This is a genomic window from Streptomyces sp. NBC_01546, from assembly GCF_045208355.1.
GTDB lineage: Bacteria > Actinomycetota > Actinomycetes > Streptomycetales > Streptomycetaceae > Streptomyces.
Genome location: NZ_CP109379.1, coordinates 2,966,137 through 2,985,486, shown reverse-complemented (window position 1 = coordinate 2,985,486; position 19,350 = coordinate 2,966,137). Strand labels below are relative to the sequence as shown.

Below are 19,350 nucleotides of genomic sequence, written 5' to 3'. Positions count from 1 at the left end.
ACTCATCCGTGATGTTCACTCGTTCGAGTGGCCGGGTGGGCGATGTGCGGCTCTGTCCCCATCACACTGCAAAGGTCTGAGGCGGTACGAGGGGGCAGGAGGCGTTTACTTGTTGACCGGCCGTTACCTCGGCCACACGAGTAGACGAGCAAGAGCACACGTACAGGATTGCGAGCACCGGTGCAGAAGAAGCGGTCTCGGAAGAACGGCACCGCCACCGACGGCCCGGCCCCCGCAGGACGCCGCGTCCGCGTGCGCCGCAGGCTGGTCGTAGGCGTGGCCGTCGCCGGCCTCACCGTCCTCGCGGCCGGCGCCCCCGCCGTCGTCTCCGCCACGAGGGAACTGAACGACTCCCAGCGCCTGGTCACCCTCGCGGAACAGACCCGGCACACCCTCACCCTCGCCCACCTCCTCGGCGACGAACGCGACGCCGTCGTCGAGTACGCCGCCAAGGGCCGCCCCGGCGCGGCCAAGGGGCCCGTCCAGGAGCGCACCGCCCGCACCGACCGGCAGCTCGCCGAGGTCCAGGCCGACGCCGACGAGGCGACCGCCCGCACCCTCGCCCGCGTCCAGGCCGTCCGCACCGAAGCCGTCGACGGCAAGGGCAGCGCCCTCGCCGCCCACCAGGCCTACGCCGGAGTCCTCGCGGAACTGCTCGCCCCCGGCGACCGGCTCGCCGAACTGACCCCGCCGCGCGCCACGGCCGCCCTCGCCACCACCCGCCCGATGGCCCCGCTGGGCCAGGCGGTGGAACAGGCCTCGTCCACCCGCGGACTGCTGCTCGCCGCGCTGGCCGTCCCCCGCGGCGACCAGCTCCCCAACTCGGCCGTGGTCGACGAACTCACCACCGCCGCCCAGCGTTCGCGGGTACGGGAACAGGCCGCCCTGGACGACTTCGCGCGGGCCGCGCGGCCCGACGTGCGCCAGACCCTCGCCGCCACCGTCACCGGACCCGAGGTCAAGGCCGCCGACGACTACCTCAAGCGGCTCACCGACCGGCCCACGCTCACCGCGGCCGACCGCAAGACCGACGGGGCCGCCGTGGGCTCCGCGCTCACCGCCCGCATCGACCGCATGCGGTCCGTCGAATCGACCCTCGCCGGTCAGCGCGCCTCCGCGCTCGCCGCCCAGCGCGACGACGACGTGACCCGGCTCGAGACCGTGGTCGCGCTGCTGGGCCTGCTGTTCCTGGTCACCGTCGGCGTCTCCACCGCCGTTGCCCGCTCGCTGACCCGGCCGCTGTCCGTGCTGCGCCGCGGCACCGCGCGGCTGGCGACGCCGGAGGGATCGGTGGAACCGGTCCGGTTCACCGGCCGCAACGACGAGTTCGCCGAAGTCGTGCGCCACCTGAACGCGGTGCGCGACCAGACCGTCTCCCTGCACACCCGGATCGCCGGGCTCGACGCCGACCGGCGCCGGATCATCGGCCGCAACGAGGCGCTCGCCTCGGGCCGCGAGGTGCTGGAGGAGGAGCTGGCGAAGCTGCGGGCCGGGCTGGAGGAGCACCGCCGCATCATGTCGACGACCTCCGTCTCGCTGTCGCTGCGGACCCTCGGTCTGGTGGAGCGCCAGCTCGCGGTCATCGAGGAGCTGGAGTCCAAGGAACAGGACCCGGACCGCCTGGCGACCCTGTTCAAGCTGGACCACCTGGCGACCGTGATGCGCCGCCACAACGAGAACCTGCTGGTCCTGGCCGGTCAGGAGCACGGCCACGGCCAGGGGCTGCCGGTGCCGCTGGTCGACGTCATGCGGGCGGCCGTGAGCGAGATCGAGCGCTACGAGCGCGTCGACCTCGCGGCGCTGCCCTCGTACACCCAGGTCGCGGGGCACGCGGCTGACGACATCTCGCACGTCCTCGCCGAGCTGCTGGAGAACGCGACGACGTTCTCGCCGCCGGAGGTCAAGGTCAAGGTGTCCGGGTGGCTGCTGGACTCCGGCGACGTGGTGCTGTCCGTCGTCGACGAGGGCATCGGGGTCACCGAGGACCGGCTGGAATCGCTCAACTCCCGGCTGTCCACGCCCGAGGCCTACGACGAGGAGCCCGAGGCGGAACACGGCCTGGGCCTCGGCCTGTACGTGGCCGGACGCCTCGCGGCGCGCCACGGGGTCACCGCGGAGCTGCGCGCTCCGCGGCACGGCGGCACCGAGGCGATGGTGGTCGTCCCGGCCGCGCTGCTGCCCACCACCCCGCCGGCCTCGCCGGTGCACGCCCTGGCCACGCCGGGCGCGCCCGCGCTGCACCTGCCGGGCGTGGTCGCGGAGGCGAACGAGAACACGCTGCCGAGCCGGCTGCGCGGCGAGGGTCCGGTTCCGGAGGCTCCGCTCGCGGAGGCCTCGGCGGAGGCTCCTGCGGCTGAGGTCGCGGTGGAGGCCCTGGCGGCTGAGGTCCCCGTGGAGGCCCCGGCGGCGGAGGTCCCGGCCGGGCCCGGTCCCGAGGAGCAGTTGCTCGCGCGGGTCGTCCCCGACGCGGAAGTGGCCGGCTTCGGTGAGCCGGACCCCGGGTCGGAGATCCCGGCCGGCGCGCCCGGTGCCGAGTCGGGTGCCGACGTACGGGAATCCGCGCCCGAGCCGGATCAGGAGCCGGAGCAGGATTCGGATCCGCACAGCCATGCCAGCGCCGAGGACAGCTGGCTGCCCCGGCAGGGCAGCCACCCCGCCGACCCGGCCGACGCCGGGGCCGAGGTCGTCACCGACAAGGGCCTGCCGAAGCGGACTCCGCGGTCCGTGGCCGCCGGCCGCGCGGATGAGGTACGGCCCGAGCCGCCGCGCAAGGTCGACGCCGAAGAACTGCGCCGCCGCCTCGGCGGGTTCTACCAGGGCGCCCAGGACGGGCGGCGCGTGGCCGCCGCCGAGCTCGAGCAGGAGCACGCGCAGGAGCACGAGCCGCAGCACGGGCAGACCGACCGGGGGGACACCGCACAGGAGGCACGCACATGACCGCGCCCAGTACGTACGGACTGAGCACCCAGGCCCGCAACCTGCAATGGCTGCTGACCGACCTGGTCGAGGAGGTGCCCGGCGTCAACTCCGTCGCCGTCGTCTCCTCGGACGGGCTGCTGCTCCTGTCCTCCGACCCGGGAGCGGAATCCCCCCAGGAGTCGCGCGCGAAGGGCCCGCGGGGCGCCTGTGCCGACCTCGCCACCATCGTCTCCGGCCTCGGCAGCCTCACCACCGGTGCCGCCGCCCTCATGGACGGCGGCTCCGTCAAACAGACCATGGTGGCGATGGAGCACGGCTCCGTCTTCGTCATGGCCATCAGCGACGGCTCCCTGCTGGGCGTGCACGCCACGCCCGACTGCGACATGAGCGTCGTCGCCTACCACATGGCCCTGTTCGTCGGCCGCGCCGGCCACGTCCTGACCCCCGAAGTCCGCAGTGAGCTGCGCCAGTCGATGGAGAAAACCCCGTGAGGAGTCCGGCCACCGACCGGCTGCCGATACGCGGCGCCGACCGCCGTCCCGCCCGCGTCCGCCCGTACTCCCTCACGGGCGGCCGGACCCGCTTCACGCAGGTCCTGCTGGTGGAGACCTTCGTCGCCGCCCTGGACGCGGCTCCCGTCAAGGCGCCCGACCGCATGCCCGAGATGCCCGCCATCGTCGAGGTCTGCCGCCGCATGCGCACGATCGCCGAGATCGCCGCGCTGCTGAAGCTGCCGCTCGGCGTGGTCCGCGTCCTCGTCAGCGACCTCGCCGACCAGGGACGGATCCGCGTCTTCGGCACGGGCCACGGCACCGGCCGTCCCGAACGCGCGCTGCTCGAAAGGGTGCTCAGTGGTCTTCGCCGTCTCTGACCAGCCGGTGTCGCCGTCCGCTGGAGCCGACGAGCCCGTCCAGCCCTGGCAGTACGACCGCTCCCGCGCGCCCGTCGCCGTCAAGGTGCTGGTCGCGGGTGGCTTCGGGGTCGGCAAGACCACCTTCGTCTCCTCCGTCTCCGAGATCACGCCGCTGCGCACCGAGGCGGTGATGACCCAGGCCAGCGTCCCGACCGACGACCTGACCGGCACCCCGGACAAGCACACCACCACCGTCGCGATGGACTTCGGCCGCGTCACCCTCGACGACGACCTGGTGCTGTACGTGTACGGGACCCCGGGCCAGGAGCGGTTCTGGTTCATGTGGGACGACCTGGTGCGCGGCGCGGTCGGCGGCATCGTCCTGGCCGACACGCGGCGGCTGCGCGACTGCTTCCCGGCCCTCGACTACTTCGAGAGCTGCGGGCTGCCGTACGCCGTCGCCGTCAACCACTTCGAGGGTTCGGCCTCGTACGAACCCGAGGACGTGCGGGAGGCGCTCAGCATCCCGCCGCACGTCCCCGTCGTGATCATGGACGCGCGGCGCCGCGCGACGGTCGTCGAATCCCTGCTGACCCTGGTCGGGCACGCCCTCGACACCACTCCCGAATAGAGAACGTGAGAGATGCGCAAGATACTTGTCGTAGGAGCCGGCCAGTCCGGTCTCCAGCTCGCCCTCGGACTCCAGTCGAAGGGGTACGAGGTCACCCTCATGTCCAACCGGACGGCGGACGAGATCCGCACCGGCCGGGTGATGTCCACGCAGTGCATGTTCGACACGGCACTGCGCCACGAGCGTGACCTCCAGATCAACTTCTGGGAGCAGCAGGCCCCGAAGATCGAGGGCCTCGGCGTCTCGGTGGCGGCCCCCGACGCGGGCCGCGCCATCGACTGGCTCGGCCGCCTCAAGGGGTACGCGCAGTCCGTCGACCAGCGCGTGAAGATGGCCGGCTGGCTCGACACCTTCACGCAGCGCGGCGGGCAGCTGGTCATCCACGGCGCCTCGGTCGCCGACCTCGACTTCTTCTCCCGCACGTACGACCTGGTGCTGCTGGCCGCCGGCAAGGGCGAGCTGGTGTCCATGTTCGAGCGCGACGCGGCACGCTCCCCGTACGACGCCCCGCAGCGCGCGCTGGCCGTCTCGTACGTGCACGGACTCGGCCCGCGCCCCGAGCACCCGGAGACCGAGGCCGTGCGCTGCAACCTGGTCCCGGGCGTCGGCGAGCTGTTCGTGATGCCGACCCTCACCACGTCCGGGCGGGCGGACATCCTGTTCTGGGAAGGCATTCCGGGCGGGCCGCTGGACGTGTTCCAGGGTGTGAAGGACCCGGCGGAGCACCTGGCGCTCACGCTGGAGCTGATGGAGAAGTACACGCCGTGGGAGTACGCGCGTGCCACGAAGGTGGAGCTGACGGACGCGGGCGGGACGCTGGCCGGCCGCTACGCTCCGGTGGTCCGCAACCCGATCGGGCGCCTCCCGGGTGGCGGGCTGGTGCTGGGGGTCGCGGACGTGGTCGTCGCCAACGACCCGATCACCGGGCAGGGCTCGAACTCCGCCGCCAAGTGCGCGGCCTCGTACCTTTCGTCGATCCTGATGCACGGGGACAAGCCGTTCGACGAGGCGTGGATGAAGGCCACCTTCGACAAGTTCTGGTTCACCACGGGCAAGCCGGTGACCCAGTGGACGAACGCGATGCTCGGTGTCCCGCCGGAGCACGTACTGAACCTGATCGGGGCGGCCGGGCAGCTCCAGCCGGTGGCGGATCGATTCGCCAACGGCTTCGACCACCCGGCCGACTTCGACGCGTACTTCTACGACCCCGAGGACGCGGCGGACTACCTGGCGTCGGTCTCGGCGTCGGTCGCGGACTCGGGCGCCTCCTCGGCGGAGTAGCCGGTGTCGGCCCCCTCCGCCGCCGCCTCGGGCAGCGGCGGAGGGGTGAACTGCGCGAGCGGGCTGCCGTCGGGGTCCGGGCGCACGGCGCCGAGGAGCGGATTAGCGGCGATCGGCGAGACCTTGACCTTCGCCCCGGGCCGCGGAGCCTGGATCACCTTTCCGCCGCCGACGTACAGGCCCACGTGGGTGGCCTTGGGGAAGTAGACCACCAGATCCCCGGGGCGCAGCTGGTCCAGCGGCACCTTCGGCAGCGTGGCCCACTGCTCCTGGCTGGTCCGCGGGATGGTGCGGCCGGCGTGCGCCCAGGCCTGCGAGGTCAGCCCGGAGCAGTCGAAGGAGGACGGCCCCTCGGCGCCCCACACGTACGGCTTGCCGATCTGGGCCGCCGCGTACGTGAGGGCCGCGCCGCCGGCGGCCGTGGGCGTACCGGTGCGGGTGGGGAGCCGGCCGGAGTCCACCAGCCTGCGCTGCGCGTCGTCGGTGTCCGCGGCCTCGCGCGCGCCGAGCTGCGCGAGCTGCTCGGGGGTCAGGGCGGCGAGCGTCCGCTCGACCTCCTTGAGCCGCGTCGCGACCTCGTCCTTGTGCTCCTTCTGCCGCGCGGCCAGCGTCTGCTGGGAGTCCAGGGCCTTGCGGGCCCGGCCGGCGAGGGTGCCGGCCTCCCGCTCGCCGCGCGCGAGCCGCTCCAGTACGGCGGCCTGCCGGGCGCCCTCGCGGGCGGCGAGGCGCCGCTGGTCCAGGGCGGCCTGGGGGTTGCCGGCGAGCAGCATGCGGGCGTACGGGGAGATGCCGCCGCCGGTGCCCTGGTACTGCTCGCGGGCCAACCGGCCGAGGAGCGCCTTCTTGGACCCGAGGGCGGTACGGGCCTTGCCGAGCTCGGCGGTGAGCCGCCGCTCTTCGTCCTGGCGGGTCTTGAGGGCGACTTCGGTGGCGTTGTAGGCCTCGGTGGCCTCCTCGGCCTTCTGGTAGAGCCCTTGCAGCCGGGTGAGCAGCACCCCGACGGACTCGCCGGACGCGCCGGGTTCGGCGTCGGCGGCGGGGATCGGGCCGGCGGTGACGAGCACTGCGGCGACTGCGGCGATGCAGGCGGCACGAAGCGGCCGATGGGACATGGGGATCACCTCCGAGGCGCCTGATGCTGCCACGCCCGATATGACAAATCCCCCAACGGAGCGGCGGGCCCGGGCGCGGTCACCCGGTTGGGGGGACGGGGCGGGGGCTTCGGGGGTCGGGGTCTCGGCGGGGCGGGATCAGGGAGGGTTTGGGGGTTTCCCGTCAGTCCCACTGTCTCCCCGGGTCGGGCCGGCCTGTAAAGGGCGCTCCTCCTTCGTCGTCGCGTCGCTTCGCGATGGCCTTCGGCCACCCTTGACACACCGTCCCGCCCCGGAAAGACAGGACTGTCGGGAAGCCCCCAAAAGAACGGTCCACTGGTTCCATGAATGAGCAAGGGGCATCAGGGACCGGCTCCCTGGTTGCCAGGGGCAGGGTCTGAGCGCGGGCCCGCCGGGAGGGGATCCGGGGTCGGTGGGCGCGTCAGATCGCTACACACTTGCTCATTGCTTGGCGGCTGCGGGCCGTCTGGGGCTGGGCATAAGCCGCCCCAGACCGTCACTTGGTGCTCTCAGCAGGCGTCTGCGGGCCGTAGAGGGCGGAGAAAGCGCTCTGACGGAGTGTGGTGCCGGATGTTTCGGTCTCACACTCCGGGAAGAGATCGATTAGTCCTGAACTCGCCGCCAAATAGGGACAACCGACCTGCACTCGCAGTGATGGAGGCGCCCGTAGCGATCTGACGGCCCACCGACCCCGGATCCCCTCCCGATGGGCCCGCTCTCGGATTGCCCCAGGGGGACGGCCTTCATGAAGGTCACCGGACCTTGAGGAGCCGCCGTCCGTCATGGCTGCGCACGTGAGGAGTGTCCGCATCGAGTGCGTCCAGCAGTCGGATCGCGTATGCCTCGGACATCCGCTCGGACACCTCTTCGGGCGTGAGCCACTGGATTGCCGTGGTCTCCCCGGAGACGCGTTCGGTACCCCCGGAGGGCTTGCAGCGGAACACCAGGGCCACCACTCCCACCACGATGTTCTTGTACACGCCGGTGAGCCGGTCCACTTCGACGTGGATCCCGGTTTCCTCCAGGACTTCGCGGCGCAGCCCGTCTTCCGGGGTCTCCTCCAGCTCCAGGACGCCGCCCGGCAGCTCCCACGTCCCGTTGTCCGCCCGGCGGATTGCCAGTAGTCGGCCGTCATCCCGCACCACTGCTCCGGCTACCGATACGGAGTGGCGTGGCGTTGACCTGTCCGACTGGGCACTGTTACTCATGTACATGAGCATAGGAGGAAGCGAAGGACTATGGGAGTAGCTGTAGGAGGGGGCAAGGCCGTACCGCGGTACTTGCAGATCGCCGAGGACATCGTCCAGCAGATTCGCGCAGGCTCCCTGAAACCGGGCGATCAGGTCCCGAGCGAGTCCGAGATGGTCGAGCGCTACGGCGTCTCGGGCGGGACCGTTCGCAAAGCCATGCTGGAGATCCGCGCCAGCGGCCTCGTGGACACGAGGCACGGCAAGGGTTCGTACGTGAAGGCCCGTCCCCCAGTGCGTCACCGGTCTTCGGACCGCTTCCGCCGGTCGCTTCGGCAGGGCGGCAAGGCCGCATATCTTGCCGAATCCGAGCAGTCCGGAGCCACCGCGAAGGTCAGTGTCATCTCCATCGGACCGATGGCCGCCCCAGATGGAATCGCTCAGCGGCTGGGCGTGGATACGGGGACCCAAGTGCTTGCCCGTCGGCGTCTGTACTTCCGTAACGGCGTTCCCGTGGAGTCTGCGACGTCGTACCTGCCGTGGGACGTGGTTCGCGACATCCCGGAACTCTTCGCCGAGAATCCTGGCGGCGGCGGCATCTACGCCCGCTTGGAGGAACACGGTCACGTCTTCACCGAGTTCGTGGAGACGTTGCAGGCGCGGCTCGCAGCCAAAGCCGAGGCATCGGAGCTGGCGCTGAGCCCGGGCGCGCCGGTGGTCCATCTGGTGAGGAACGCCGTCACGGACGAGGGTCGGGTGGTGGAGGTCTGCGACACCCTCATGGCCGCCGATCAGTTCGTCTTCGAGTACCGGATGCCGGCGACCGACTGACGGTCTGCATGGCGGCCTCCGACATCCCCTGCGCCCGCGATGTACTCAGCATCGAAACCGAGGAGCCCCCCTTCGTGAGGGTGGCTGTGGTGGTCGGACCCGGTGCAGACCTGCTCGATCGAGCGCTGGTCGGCTGGCAGCGCTTCCTCGGCACCTTTGACGGAGCATCCGATGAGTGAGCGGTACGAATACGTGCCGCACCGACTTCTGCACCGGCACGTGCGCGATATCGCCTCCGGCGCCGAGGGCGAGCTGATGGCCGTGGTCAACGAGAACGTCTCCGACTCCGACGCCCGTGAACACTGGATCGAGCTGGCCTATATCCGAGGCGCGTCCGGCCGCGAGTTCACCACTGCCGCCGGCAATATCGAGCCCGCCGAACGCCAAGACGTCAAGGGCGCGTAGCGATGCCCTGTTCGGCGCAGGTGGGCATAGCTTGCGCGTGTGACAGGTGAAGGAAGCGCGGATCCCACCGCGCTCGTCGTCCGGTTCAACGACTGCATCAACGGCCGGGACATCGAGGGTCTCGCCCGCTTGATGTCGGATGACCACACCTTCATCGACTCGGAAGGAGGTGTCGTCTCGGGGAAACGAGAGTGCCTCGATGCCTGGCGCGGCTTCTTCGAGTCGTTCCCCGACTACCGGAACGTCTTCGATTCACTCACGCGAGGGAGGGCGTCGTCACGGTCGTCGGCCACGCGGTGTGTGCGGAACCGAGCCTCGCCGGACCGGCCCTCTGGACCGCCAGGATCCGAAACGGCGAGGTCGCCGAGTGGCGCGTCTACGAGGACACCCCTCAAGTCCGTGAGCAGCTGGCAGTACAGGACGCTGAGTAGGACGACCGGCTCCCGGTCTGTTCCCAGCCCCAGACGGCCCGCAGCCGCCAGACAATGAGCAAGTGTGTAGCGATCTGATGCGCCCACCGACCCCGGATCCCCTCCCGATCGGCCCGGGCGCATGCCCGCCCACGACAGCCAAGCATTCGGTCCCTGATGTCCCCCGGTCTGAATCGTGAACCGGTGGACCGTTCTTTTGGGGGCTTCCCGACAGTCCTGTCTTTCCGGGGCGGGACGGTGTGTCAAGGGTGGCCGAAGGCCATCGCGAAGCGACGCGACGACGAAGGAGGAGCGCCCTTTACAGGCCGGCCCGACCCGGAGAGACAGTGGGACTGACGGGAAACCCCCAAACCCTCTCTGATCCCGAGCAACCCGGACCCCGACCCCCGAAGCCCCGCCTCACGCCCCCAGCAGCCGCGCCTTGGCCGTCGTGAATTCCTCCGGGGTGAGCAGGCCCTCGCGGGTCAGGGCCGCCAGTTGGGTGAGTTCCGATACCAGGCCCGTCGGGGGAGCGGGGGTGGTCGGCGAGGGTTCCTCCGGGGCGTCCGGGTCCGGTGGCCAGGGCTCCGACTCCGACTCCGGCTCCCGTTCCCCTTCCGGCTCCCACTCCACCGCTCCCGTGTCCTCCGCCGCCCTCACCGCCCGCCCCAGCAGGCCCCGGGGCTGTGGCTCCGCCGCGCCCTCCGTCACCGCGCCCGCCGCCCGTGCCAGCAGGCCCCGCAGCAGCGGGCGGCCCGGCGGGCGGTTCGCCGACCTGACCGTTACTGCCACCGGACGGATGAACATCACGCCACCCCCGTCCGGGTGTCCGCCGGGACCCGGTCCACCGGGATGCGGACCGAGCCCACGATCCGCCCGCCCGCCGCCCGTACGGCGATCGCCGCGTCCTCGGCCCACACGTGCTCGACCAGCAGCAGCAGCGCGCAGCTCCCGCGCTCCAGCAGCTCCGCCGCCTCCTGTACGTCCTCCGGCCCGATCAGCCGTGCCACGTCCCGGCCCGTCAGCAGGCCCCGTAGCTCCACGAACTCGTCGAACTCCGCCGCGAGGACATCCCCCGACGCCGTTCTCGTCGCCACGAGCCCGTCGATCAGCCGGACCACCCCGGTCTTCCGAAGCCCCATCACCGCCTCGACCGCCGGCACCCGCAGTTGCTCCTCCGGGAAGGCCAGGACGATGAATTCCACAGGTCCCATAGGGCTCGGCTCCTGATTCCGACCGTTTATGACGACTCTTCGGCACACTATGACATAAACGGACATACCATCCGTCTGCTTGCTACGTTTCGCCTATGACCGCTCTGACGGCACAGGTGGCGGAGCCCGCCCCGCCCCCACCTCCCGACGCCCGCGCCCCCAAGCGCCGCGGCGTCGAGCTGACGCTCCTCGCAGGCGCCGTCCTGATCTCCGTACTCGGCCACCTCTACGTCGGCCTCACCACCACCGGCCGCGTCCCCCGCCCCGCCGCCCAGTACGCCGCCGGCCTCGCCGCCGCCGCCCTGCTCGCGCACGTCGCCGTCCGCCTCCGGGCCCCGTACGCAGACCCCCTCGTGCTCCCGATCGCCGTCCTGCTCAACGGACTCGGCCTCGTCCTCATCCAGCGCCTCGACGCGACCACCCCCGGCCACCTCACCGCCGGGGACCAGCTCCTGTGGTCCGCCCTCGGTGTGGCGCTCTTCGTCCTCGTCGTCCTGGTCCTGCGCGACCACCGGGTGCTCCAGCGCTACGCCTACCTCTCCGTCACCGTCGCCCTCGTGCTGATGCTCGTCCCCGTGTTCTTCCCGGCGGTCAACGGCGCCCACATCTGGATCCGGTTCGCCGGACTCTCCTTCCAGCCGGGGGAGTTCGCCAAGATCCTGCTCGCCGTCTTCTTCGCCGCCTACCTCGCCGCGAACCGCACCGCCCTGGCCCTCACCGGCCGCAGGCTCTTCTGGAAGCTGCGCCTCCTGCCCGGCCGGGTCCTCGGCCCGATCCTCGCGATCTGGCTGCTGAGCGTCGGCGTGCTGGTCCTGGAGCGGGACCTCGGGACCTCGCTGCTGTTCTTCGGACTGTTCGTGATCATGCTGTTCACGGCCACCGGACGGATCGGCTGGATCGCGATCGGCCTGCTGCTCGCGGCTGTCGGTGCCTACGCCGTCGGGACCTTCGAACCGCACGTGCACAGCCGCGTGGACGACTGGATGAATCCGTTCGCCTCCATCGAGCGCGGCGAGGGCCCCGGCCAGCTCGCCCAGTCCCTCTTCGCCTTCGGCGCCGGCGGCCTGCTCGGCGCCGGGCTCGGCCACGGCCAGTCCTTCCTCATCGGCTTCGCCGCCAAGTCGGACTTCATCCTCGCCACCGCCGGCGAGGAGCTCGGCCTCGTCGGCCTCGCCGCGATCCTGCTCCTCTACGGGCTCCTCGTTGCCCGCGGCTTCCGGGCCGGGCTCGCCCTGCGCGACCCCTTCGGCCGCCTGCTCGCCACCGGCCTCGCCTCGATCGTCGCGCTCCAGGTGTTCGTCATCGCGGGCGGCGTCACCGGGCTGATCCCGCTGACGGGCATGGCCATGCCCTTTCTGGCCCAGGGTGGCTCCTCCGTCGTCACCAACTGGATCATCGTCGCCCTGCTGGTCCGGCTCAGCGACAGCGCCCGCAGGCCCGCACCGCAGGAGCCCCCCGAGTGATCCGCTACATCCGCTGGTGCGCGTACTTCTGCGCCCTGCTGCTCGTCGCCCTGCTGGTCAACATCGCCCGCGTGCAGGTCTGGAAGTCCGCCGCCTACGGCGCGAACCCGGCCAACAAACGTCCCGCCATCGCGCGCTACGCCGAACCCCGCGGGGACATCCTGGTCGACGGGCGTCCCGTCACCGGCTCCCGGGACAGCGGCCAACTGCTGCGCTACGAGCGGACGTACAAGAACGGCCCGCTGTACGCGCCCGTCACCGGCTTCTCCTCCCAGACGTACGGGACCAGCTTCGTCGAGCGCGCCGAGGACGGGATCCTCGCGGGCACGGACCCCGGGCTCTCGGCCTTCCCGCTCTGGTACGACCTGACGCGCGGCCGCCCGGCCGGCGGGAACGCGGCCACCACCGTCCGGGCCGGCGTGCAGCTGGCCGCGTACGCCGGGCTCGCCGGCAAACGGGGCGCGGTGGCGGCCGTAGAACCGGCCACCGGGAAGATCCTCGCGCTGGTCAGCAGCCCTTCGTACGACCCGTCGGTGCTCTCGGGTACGGGCACCCGGGTCAAGGAGGAGTGGGCGCGGCTGAACGCGGACCCCGCCCGGCCGATGCTCAACCGGGCGCTGCGCGAGACCTATCCGCCCGGTTCCACCTTCAAGATCGTGACGGCGGCGGCCGCACTCGACGCGGGCGTGGTCACCGATGCGGACGCGCCCACCGAGACCCCCGACCCCTACCCGCTGCCCGGCACCAGCACCCTGCTGCCGAACGCGGGCACCGGCTGCCAGGACGCTTCGATGGCGGAGGCGGTGCAGTGGTCCTGCAACACGGTGATGGCGAAGATCGGGGTGCGGGTCGGGCTGCGCGGCATGGTGGAGGCGGCGGAGCGGTTCGGGTTCAACCGCGACGGGCCGCGGGTGCCCTCGTGGGTGTCGCGGTCGAACTTCGACACCGACATGAGCCAGGACCAGCTGGCCCTGTCCTCGATCGGGCAGTTCAACACCCGGGCCACGCCGCTGCAGATGGCGATGGTGGCGGCCGCGGTCGCCAACGGCGGTGAGCTCAAGTCCCCCTACCTGGTGGAGCGGACCACGCAGGACGACGGATCCCCGGTGCGGCGCGGGGACCAGCGCAGCCTGGGCCGCGCCATGAATCCGGCCACCGCCCTGAGGATGCAGGAGCTGATGGTGAAGGTGGTGGAGAACGGGACGGGGAAGAACGCGGCGATCCCGGGCGCGGTGGTCGGCGGCAAGACCGGCACAGCGCAGCACGGGGTCGGCAACGCGGGGACCCCGTACGCGTGGTTCATCTCCTGGGCCAAGGCCGAGGGTGCGCCGCTGCCGGCGGTCGCGGTCGCGGTGGTGGTCGAGGACGCGGCGGCGGACCGCGGGGACATCAGCGGGAACCTGGCCGCCGCCCCGATCGCGCGAGCGGTGATGGAGGCGGCGCTGGCCGCTCGATAGATCGACGCTGGGAGCTGCGCGGGGCATGCGGGGGGCGCCCGGCCGGCTGCCGCGTTGCCGCTTTGCCGCTAGCTCGCGGCTCCGTCCGCGATGGCTGCCTCCACCTCCGCCACGCGCTCCGATTCCTCCGCCGCGAACCGTTCGCGGTCGAGGGTCTCGGCGATCTCCTCGTCCTGCCGCATCAGCAGGTCCAGGTTGGAATCGCCCATCTCGAAGACGCCCATCTCCAGGTACGCCTTCTGCAGCCGCTCGCCCCACAGCCCGATGTCCTTCACGCAGGGCACGATCCGGCTGAACAGCAGCTTGCGGAACAGGGCCAGGAACTCCGACTGCTCGCTGAACTGTTCCGCCTCCTTCCGCGGGATGCCGAAGTTCTCCAGCACCTCCACCCCGCGCAGCCGGTCCCGCATCAGGTAGCAGCCCTCGATCACGAACTCCTCGCGCTCGCGCAGCTCGGCGTCCGTCAACTGCTTGTAGTAGTCGCGCAGCGCCATCCGCCCGAAGGCCACGTGCCGGGCCTCGTCCTGCATTACGTACGCCAGGATCTGCTTCGGCAGCGGCTTGTCGGTCGTGTCGCGGATCATCCCGAAGGCGGCCAGCGCCAGCCCCTCGATGAGCACCTGCATGCCCAGGTACGGCATGTCCCAGCGGGAGTCGCGCAGGGTGTCGCCCAGCAGCCCCTGGAGGCTGTCGTTGATCGGGTACAGCATCCCGACCTTCTCGTGCAGGAAGCGCCCGAAGATCTCGGCGTGCCGGGCCTCGTCCATGGTCTGGGTGGCGGAGTAGAACTTCGCGTCCAGGTCCGGCACCGACTCCACGATGCGCGCCGCGCACACCATCGCGCCCTGCTCGCCGTGCAGGAACTGGCTGAACTGCCAGGAGGCGTAGTGCCGGCGCAGCTCGCCCTTGTCCTGCTCGGTGAGCTTGGCCCAGTGCCGCGTCCCGTACAGGGTCAGCACCTCGTCCGGGGTGCCCAGCGGATCGTACGGGTCCACCTCGATGTCCCAGTCGATGCGCTTGGCACCGTCCCACTGCTTGTCCTTGCCCTTCTGGTAGAGGGCGAGGAGCCGCTCGCGGCCCCCGTCGTACTCCCAGCTGAAGCGGGCCGATCCGGAGGCGGGAACCTGCCAGACGCCCTCGCCCGGGTCCTTGGTGTAGAGCTCGTGCGTCGACACTGACGCCTCCTCGCCTCATCACGTCGTCACGTACTGCCGTGCGGGACTGGACAGTTGGCAGCGTCACACGTTGGTAGACGCGCGGTCAACAAGTCGTGCGCGAGGGATTGACGACCTTGCTGACAGGCAGTCTCATAAGCAGTGACCGCCGGTAACTCGACGACGAGGTGTCCGAAGCCATGACGACCGTGACCGATCGAGCCGAGCTGAGGGACGCCCTCGGCCTGCTCAAGGACCGCGAGCAGATCGCCGAACGGCTGCTCGAATCCTCCGCCAAGCACTCCTTCGACCCCGACAAGGAACTCGACTGGGACGCCCCGGTGATCGAGGGCAAGTACTACTGGCCCCCGGAGCTGCTCTCCCTCTACGACACCCCGATCTGGAAGAAGATGGGGGAGGAGCAGCGCATCGACCTCTCCCGCCACGAGGCCGCGGCGCTCGGCTCGCTGGGCATCTGGTTCGAGATCATCCTCATGCAGCTCCTGGTCCGGCACATCTACGACAAGTCCCTGACCAGCAACCACGTGCGCTACGCGCTCACCGAGATCGCCGACGAGTGCCGCCACTCGATGATGTTCGCCCGCATGATCCAGAAGGGCGGCGCCCCCGCCTACCCGGTCTCCCGCGTCAACCACAACCTCGCCCGTGTCCTCAAGACGGTCTCGACCACCCCCGGCTCCTTCGCGTGCACCCTCCTCGGCGAGGAGATCCTCGACTGGATGCAGCGCCTGACCTTCCCGGACGAGCGCGTCCAGCCCCTCGTCCGCGGGGTCACCCGGATCCACGTCATCGAGGAGGCCCGGCACGTCCGGTACGCCCGGGAGGAACTGCGCCGCCAGATGCTGACGGCCCCGCGCTGGGAGCAGGAACTCACCCGCATCAGCTGCGGCGAGGCCGCCCGGGTCTTCTCCCTCGCCTTCGTGAACCCGGCCGTCTACGAGAACATCGGCCTCGACCGCCGCGAAGCCGTGGCCCAGGTCAAGGCGAGCGGCCACCGCCGCGAGGTCATGCAGACCGGCGCCAAGCGGCTCACCGATTTCCTCGACGACATCGGCGTGATGCGCGGGGTCGGCCGCAAGCTGTGGAAGAGCTCGGGCCTCCTCGCGTAGAGGTGGGTGTCGTCTACTCTGCGGGCATGACCGTACGCGCCTACCGCAGGCTGAGCGTCGAGGAGCGGCGAGCCCAACTCCTCGACGCCGCCCTGTCGCTGTTCGCGCACCGGGCGCCGGAGGAGGTCTCGCTCGACGACGTGGCCGAGGCGGCCGGGGTTTCGCGCCCGCTCGTCTACCGCTACTTCCCGGGCGGCAAGCAGCAGTTGTACGAGGCCGCCCTGCGCTCGGCGTCCGACCTCCTCGAACTGTGCTTCGCGGAACCGCAGCAGGGCCCCCTGACCCAGCGCCTCAGCCGGGCCCTCGACCGGTACCTGGCCTTCGTCGACGAACACGACGCCGGATTCTCGGCGCTCCTCCAGGGCGGCAGCGTCGTGGAGACCTCCCGCACGACGGCGACGGTCGACGGCATCCGCCGGTCCGCCGCCGAGCAGATCCTCTTCCACCTGGGGGTCCCCGCCCCCGGCCCCCGCCTGCGCATGATGGTCCGTACGTGGATCACGGCGGTCGAGGCGGCCTCCCTCATCTGGATCGACGAGGGCAAGCAGCCGGAGGTCGGCTCCCTGCGCGACTGGCTGGTGGACCAGTTCATCGCGCTGCTCACGGCCACCGCCGCCACGGACCCGGAAACGGCGGCCGCCGCCCGCGCCGCCCTCGCACTGGAATCGGCGGACGGCCCGGTCGGGGTTCTGGCCCGCCGGGTGATCCCGGTGGTCTCCGAGGCCGCCCACCTCCTGTGACACTGGTGGGGTGAGAAGCCAACCGACCCCCTTCGAGGGCGGCCCGATGGACGGCCGGGTCCTCCCGATCCTCCTCGGCCCCACCGGTCATCCCCCGAAGTGGTACGAGATCCCGGTCCCGGCGCCGGACGGGGGCCCGGCGACGGTGCTCCTCTACGAACGCGTCCCGTCGGGCTACTCCAAGCGCCTGGGGCTCCAGAAGGGCTGGAAGTACGCCTTCCGCCCGGAGGGCCAGAAGCCGAAGCCCCGCTGGCCCTGGACCAAGGCCCCGCGCCCCTGACGGCCGGGGGCTCGGCCGCGCCTCCGGGGGTGCCGTCAGGTCTCCGCCGGAGGCGCCGGGACGGGCCCCGGCAGCGTCAGCACCGCCTCCGCCCCGCCCCCCTCCGCGGCGCGGAACTCCAGCCGCGCCCCGATCGCCGCCGCCTGCCCGACCGCGATCGTCAGCCCCAGCCCGTGCCCCTTGCCCCCGCTGCGGAACCGCTGCGGACCGTGCGCCCGCAGGTAGTCGGGAAAGCCGTCGCCGTGGTCCCGTACCGTCACCACCGGCCCGTCCACCGTCAGCACCACCGGCGCCCGGCCGTGCTTGTGCGCGTTGGCCACCAGATTGCCCAGCACCCGCTCGAGGCGCCGCCGGTCCGTCTCCACGTGCGCGTCCCGGACGACGACGACCTGCGTCTGCGTCCCGGACGCCCTCACCACCCGTCCCGCCAGCCGCCCCAGCTGGTGCAGATCGGTCTCGACCACCTCGCTGCCCGAGTCCAGCCGCGAGATCTCCAGCAGGTCCTCCGTCAGCTGCCGCATCGTCCGTACGCGCTCCCGCACCAGCTCCGTCGGCCGCCCCTCCGGCAGCAGTTCCGACGCCGCATGCAAGCCGGTCAGCGGTGTGCGCAGCTCGTGCGCCACGTCCGCCGTGAACCGCCGCTCGCTCTCCAGCTTCGCCTGCAGGCTCCCCGCCATCGTGTCCAGCGCCCCGGCCACCGTCGCCACCTCGTCCTGGTGCCGCGAGGGGTCCTTCGTCCGCGGGTCGCCCACCCGCGCGTCGAGATCCCCCTGCGTGATCCGGCGCGCCACCGTCGCCGTCTGGTGCAGCCGGCGCGTCACCCGTGTCACGGCGAAGGCGCCGACCAGCAGCGTCCCGCCGATCGCCAGGACCGACGACCCGATGATCGCGTTGTCCAGCCCGCTGATGGTGCGCGCGCTCTGCCCGTAGTCGATGGCGGTGGCCAGCGCCCGCCCGTCCGCCGGAGCCGCCGCCCACATCGTGGGGCGGTCCCGGTAGTCGTCCACCACCGTCCCGCGGTGCCCGCTGAGGGCCAGCGCCCGCAGCCGCGGCGGCAGGCCCACGGGATCCAGGGCCGAATCGGGCGGCAGGGCCTCGCCGGCCTCGTACGCGCGGGAGGCGTCGTTCAGCTTGGCGAGCGCCTTCTCGCGCGCCGTGGCCACGGTCTGACGGGTCACCTCCACATGGACGAGCGCCCCCAGCGCGGCCGCCAGCGAGCAGCACATCACCACGATGAAACACGCGGACTTCCAGGTCAGCGTGGCGGTCCAGGCGGGCAGCCGGGGTCTCACGGCGTGCCTGGTCCGGCGGGCGCGCCGGAGGCCTTCGACCGGGGGCCGGTGCCTGACCCGTTCCCGTTCCCGGCGCCGGAACCGGGACCGGAACCGGGGCCGGAACCCGAGCCGGAGCCCGGGCCCGTGCCGGGACTCGCCGGGCCCTGCGGATTGCCCGGCACCCGTACGATCTGCTCGCGCGTCGGCAGCATGGTCAGCTGCTTCTCGTCCCAGGACCAGGCGGTGATCAGCTCGTAGCCGTTGTTCCCGCTGGGCACCCGCAGGATCACGTCCCGCCCGGCCAGGTCCACGTTGATGACGGTCTGCGTCGTCGCCATGATCCGGTTGAGCCGGCCGTCGGCGTCCGTCGTGTACACCCGTACCGACATCATCTTGTCCGGGTACTCGATGCCGACGATCAGCTCGTCCTTGCTGTTCCCCGTGAGGTCCCGGTAGTACGGCGTCAGCACCGGGCACTCCTCGGGCTCCACGCCGTCCTTGCCGCAGTCCCTGATCGCGGCAGCGGTCTCTGCGGGCATCCCGTCCGGGCCGACGTCGGTCTTCGGATGGGCCCGCAGCTCCGCCTGGACGAGGGCCACCGGGTCCACGGCGTGCACGTCCTGGTCCTGGACGGGCGGGATCCCCCGGACGTACTCGGGCGGGGCGCCACCCGGATCGGCCGGCGGTACGACGGCACCCTGGCGGTCGGGCCACAGATGTACGGGCCCGCTCGCGGTCGGTGTCGAGCCCGCGCCGACCAGCCCGCCGGCGTCGCCGCAACCCGTCAGCAGGGGCAGCAGGGCGAGCAGACCGACCAGTGCGAGCGCCTGCGGGACGGAGGCGGCGGCCGAGCGGAAGGGAAACGTTTTCACAGACCCCAGCGTCCTCCATGTCCACAGCGGTATGACCTTCGGGTCCGGTCAACCTTATGCGGAGGTTTGCCCTTTTCGCTTGCGGCATTTTCCGCAGTGCTGCTACCGCCGGGCGACTCCCGCTGAGCCGCTTGCGC

21 protein-coding genes are annotated in these 19,350 nt (G+C 71.5%); 14 read left to right on the top strand and 7 right to left on the bottom strand.

Annotated elements, in window-relative coordinates; all coding sequences use genetic code 11:
• Positions 1-180: 180 nt before the first annotated feature.
• The 5 genes from OHA89_RS13225 to OHA89_RS13205 are packed head-to-tail and all read left to right on the top strand — an operon-like array spanning position 181 to position 5,684.
• Complete coding sequence (locus tag OHA89_RS13225; protein ID WP_406366236.1) at positions 181-2,937, top strand: nitrate- and nitrite sensing domain-containing protein; 2,757 nt, start codon at positions 181-183, stop codon at positions 2,935-2,937.
• A complete protein-coding gene (locus OHA89_RS13220; RefSeq protein WP_215146836.1) occupies positions 2,934-3,410 on the top strand; it encodes a roadblock/LC7 domain-containing protein in 477 nt (158 codons plus the stop codon). The genes OHA89_RS13225 and OHA89_RS13220 overlap by 4 nt, the downstream gene beginning before the upstream one ends.
• Positions 3,407-3,790 (top strand): DUF742 domain-containing protein, encoded by a 384-nt coding sequence (locus tag OHA89_RS13215; protein WP_215146837.1) that lies wholly within the window; start codon positions 3,407-3,409, stop codon positions 3,788-3,790. The genes OHA89_RS13220 and OHA89_RS13215 overlap by 4 nt, the downstream gene beginning before the upstream one ends.
• On the top strand, positions 3,771-4,403 hold the full coding sequence (locus OHA89_RS13210) for an ATP/GTP-binding protein (RefSeq protein ID WP_266614986.1): 633 nt from the start codon (positions 3,771-3,773) through the stop codon (positions 4,401-4,403). The genes OHA89_RS13215 and OHA89_RS13210 overlap by 20 nt, the downstream gene beginning before the upstream one ends.
• A 12-nt stretch (positions 4,404-4,415) precedes the next feature.
• Complete coding sequence (locus tag OHA89_RS13205; RefSeq protein ID WP_266614985.1) at positions 4,416-5,684, top strand: styrene monooxygenase/indole monooxygenase family protein; 1,269 nt, start codon at positions 4,416-4,418, stop codon at positions 5,682-5,684.
• On the opposite strand, the gene OHA89_RS13200 is transcribed toward OHA89_RS13205, so the two are convergent.
• Positions 5,627-6,796, bottom strand: coding sequence for a C40 family peptidase (locus tag OHA89_RS13200; protein WP_266614984.1), 1,170 nt, complete (start codon positions 6,794-6,796; stop codon positions 5,627-5,629). The two genes, OHA89_RS13205 and OHA89_RS13200, sit on opposite strands and share 58 nt — an antisense overlap.
• Before the next feature lie 752 nt (positions 6,797-7,548).
• Complete coding sequence (locus tag OHA89_RS13195) at positions 7,549-8,016, bottom strand: NUDIX hydrolase (protein WP_266614983.1); 468 nt, start codon at positions 8,014-8,016, stop codon at positions 7,549-7,551.
• Between the two features lie 18 nt (positions 8,017-8,034).
• Between OHA89_RS13195 and OHA89_RS13190 the strand changes: the two genes are divergently transcribed.
• Genes OHA89_RS13190 through OHA89_RS13175 form a run of 4 tightly spaced genes read left to right on the top strand, consistent with a single transcriptional unit; the run spans position 8,035 to position 9,708 of the window.
• A complete protein-coding gene (locus OHA89_RS13190; protein ID WP_266614982.1) occupies positions 8,035-8,814 on the top strand; it encodes a GntR family transcriptional regulator in 780 nt (259 codons plus the stop codon).
• 8 nt (positions 8,815-8,822) lie between these two features.
• Positions 8,823-8,993: a hypothetical protein gene (locus OHA89_RS13185; RefSeq protein WP_266614981.1), complete on the top strand. Its 171-nt coding sequence runs from the start codon at positions 8,823-8,825 to the stop codon at positions 8,991-8,993.
• Positions 8,986-9,219, top strand: coding sequence for a hypothetical protein (locus OHA89_RS13180; protein ID WP_406366234.1), 234 nt, complete (start codon positions 8,986-8,988; stop codon positions 9,217-9,219). The genes OHA89_RS13185 and OHA89_RS13180 overlap by 8 nt, the downstream gene beginning before the upstream one ends.
• 39 nt (positions 9,220-9,258) lie before the next feature.
• Positions 9,259-9,708, top strand: coding sequence for a nuclear transport factor 2 family protein (locus OHA89_RS13175; protein ID WP_406366233.1), 450 nt, complete (start codon positions 9,259-9,261; stop codon positions 9,706-9,708).
• A 341-nt stretch (positions 9,709-10,049) separates the two neighbouring features.
• On the opposite strand, the gene OHA89_RS13170 is transcribed toward OHA89_RS13175, so the two are convergent.
• Positions 10,050-10,436, bottom strand: a complete 387-nt coding sequence (locus tag OHA89_RS13170) for an SHOCT domain-containing protein (RefSeq protein WP_406366232.1) — start codon at positions 10,434-10,436, stop codon at positions 10,050-10,052.
• Positions 10,436-10,843, bottom strand: a complete 408-nt coding sequence (locus OHA89_RS13165) for a DUF6325 family protein (RefSeq protein ID WP_215146847.1) — start codon at positions 10,841-10,843, stop codon at positions 10,436-10,438. Before OHA89_RS13165 ends, OHA89_RS13170 begins: the two co-directional genes overlap by 1 nt.
• A gap of 95 nt (positions 10,844-10,938) precedes the next feature.
• Between OHA89_RS13165 and OHA89_RS13160 the strand changes: the two genes are divergently transcribed.
• Positions 10,939-12,306 carry an FtsW/RodA/SpoVE family cell cycle protein gene (locus OHA89_RS13160; protein WP_266614977.1) on the top strand — a complete coding sequence of 456 codons (1,368 nt, stop codon included), beginning with the start codon at positions 10,939-10,941 and terminating at the stop codon, positions 12,304-12,306.
• Positions 12,303-13,763, top strand: coding sequence for a penicillin-binding transpeptidase domain-containing protein (locus OHA89_RS13155; protein ID WP_266614976.1), 1,461 nt, complete (start codon positions 12,303-12,305; stop codon positions 13,761-13,763). Before OHA89_RS13160 ends, OHA89_RS13155 begins: the two co-directional genes overlap by 4 nt.
• 68 nt (positions 13,764-13,831) lie before the next feature.
• On the opposite strand, the gene OHA89_RS13150 is transcribed toward OHA89_RS13155, so the two are convergent.
• A complete protein-coding gene (locus OHA89_RS13150; RefSeq protein WP_266614975.1) occupies positions 13,832-14,938 on the bottom strand; it encodes a ferritin-like domain-containing protein in 1,107 nt (368 codons plus the stop codon).
• A 179-nt stretch (positions 14,939-15,117) separates the two neighbouring features.
• On the opposite strand from OHA89_RS13150, the gene OHA89_RS13145 reads away from it, so the two are divergent.
• The 3 genes from OHA89_RS13145 to OHA89_RS13135 are packed head-to-tail and all read left to right on the top strand — an operon-like array spanning position 15,118 to position 17,067.
• Entirely contained in the window at positions 15,118-16,047 is a 930-nt protein-coding gene (locus OHA89_RS13145; protein WP_266614974.1) for a diiron oxygenase, read from the top strand.
• Positions 16,048-16,073: 26 nt separating this feature from the next.
• Positions 16,074-16,787 carry a TetR/AcrR family transcriptional regulator gene (locus tag OHA89_RS13140; RefSeq protein ID WP_266614973.1) on the top strand — a complete coding sequence of 238 codons (714 nt, stop codon included), beginning with the start codon at positions 16,074-16,076 and terminating at the stop codon, positions 16,785-16,787.
• Positions 16,788-16,797: 10 nt separating this feature from the next.
• Complete coding sequence (locus tag OHA89_RS13135) at positions 16,798-17,067, top strand: hypothetical protein (protein ID WP_257554193.1); 270 nt, start codon at positions 16,798-16,800, stop codon at positions 17,065-17,067.
• Between the two features lie 35 nt (positions 17,068-17,102).
• On the opposite strand, the gene OHA89_RS13130 is transcribed toward OHA89_RS13135, so the two are convergent.
• Entirely contained in the window at positions 17,103-18,359 is a 1,257-nt protein-coding gene (locus tag OHA89_RS13130; protein WP_266614972.1) for a HAMP domain-containing sensor histidine kinase, read from the bottom strand.
• Entirely contained in the window at positions 18,356-19,213 is an 858-nt protein-coding gene (locus OHA89_RS13125) for a hypothetical protein (protein WP_266614971.1), read from the bottom strand. The genes OHA89_RS13130 and OHA89_RS13125 overlap by 4 nt, the downstream gene beginning before the upstream one ends.
• Positions 19,214-19,350 lie beyond the last annotated feature (137 nt).

Coding starts and splice junctions, on each gene's coding strand:
- OHA89_RS13145 (WP_266614974.1), top strand. CDS start 15,118: ATGACGACCGTGACCGATCGAGCCGAGCTGAGGGACGCCCTCGGCCTG.
- OHA89_RS13220 (WP_215146836.1), top strand. CDS start 2,934: ATGACCGCGCCCAGTACGTACGGACTGAGCACCCAGGCCCGCAACCTG.
- OHA89_RS13190 (WP_266614982.1), top strand. CDS start 8,035: ATGGGAGTAGCTGTAGGAGGGGGCAAGGCCGTACCGCGGTACTTGCAG.
- OHA89_RS13165 (WP_215146847.1), bottom strand. CDS start 10,843: ATGGGACCTGTGGAATTCATCGTCCTGGCCTTCCCGGAGGAGCAACTG.
- OHA89_RS13195 (WP_266614983.1), bottom strand. CDS start 8,016: ATGCTCATGTACATGAGTAACAGTGCCCAGTCGGACAGGTCAACGCCA.
- OHA89_RS13185 (WP_266614981.1), top strand. CDS start 8,823: ATGGCGGCCTCCGACATCCCCTGCGCCCGCGATGTACTCAGCATCGAA.
- OHA89_RS13160 (WP_266614977.1), top strand. CDS start 10,939: ATGACCGCTCTGACGGCACAGGTGGCGGAGCCCGCCCCGCCCCCACCT.
- OHA89_RS13205 (WP_266614985.1), top strand. CDS start 4,416: ATGCGCAAGATACTTGTCGTAGGAGCCGGCCAGTCCGGTCTCCAGCTC.
- OHA89_RS13180 (WP_406366234.1), top strand. CDS start 8,986: ATGAGTGAGCGGTACGAATACGTGCCGCACCGACTTCTGCACCGGCAC.
- OHA89_RS13170 (WP_406366232.1), bottom strand. CDS start 10,436: ATGTTCATCCGTCCGGTGGCAGTAACGGTCAGGTCGGCGAACCGCCCG.
- OHA89_RS13140 (WP_266614973.1), top strand. CDS start 16,074: ATGACCGTACGCGCCTACCGCAGGCTGAGCGTCGAGGAGCGGCGAGCC.
- OHA89_RS13200 (WP_266614984.1), bottom strand. CDS start 6,796: ATGTCCCATCGGCCGCTTCGTGCCGCCTGCATCGCCGCAGTCGCCGCA.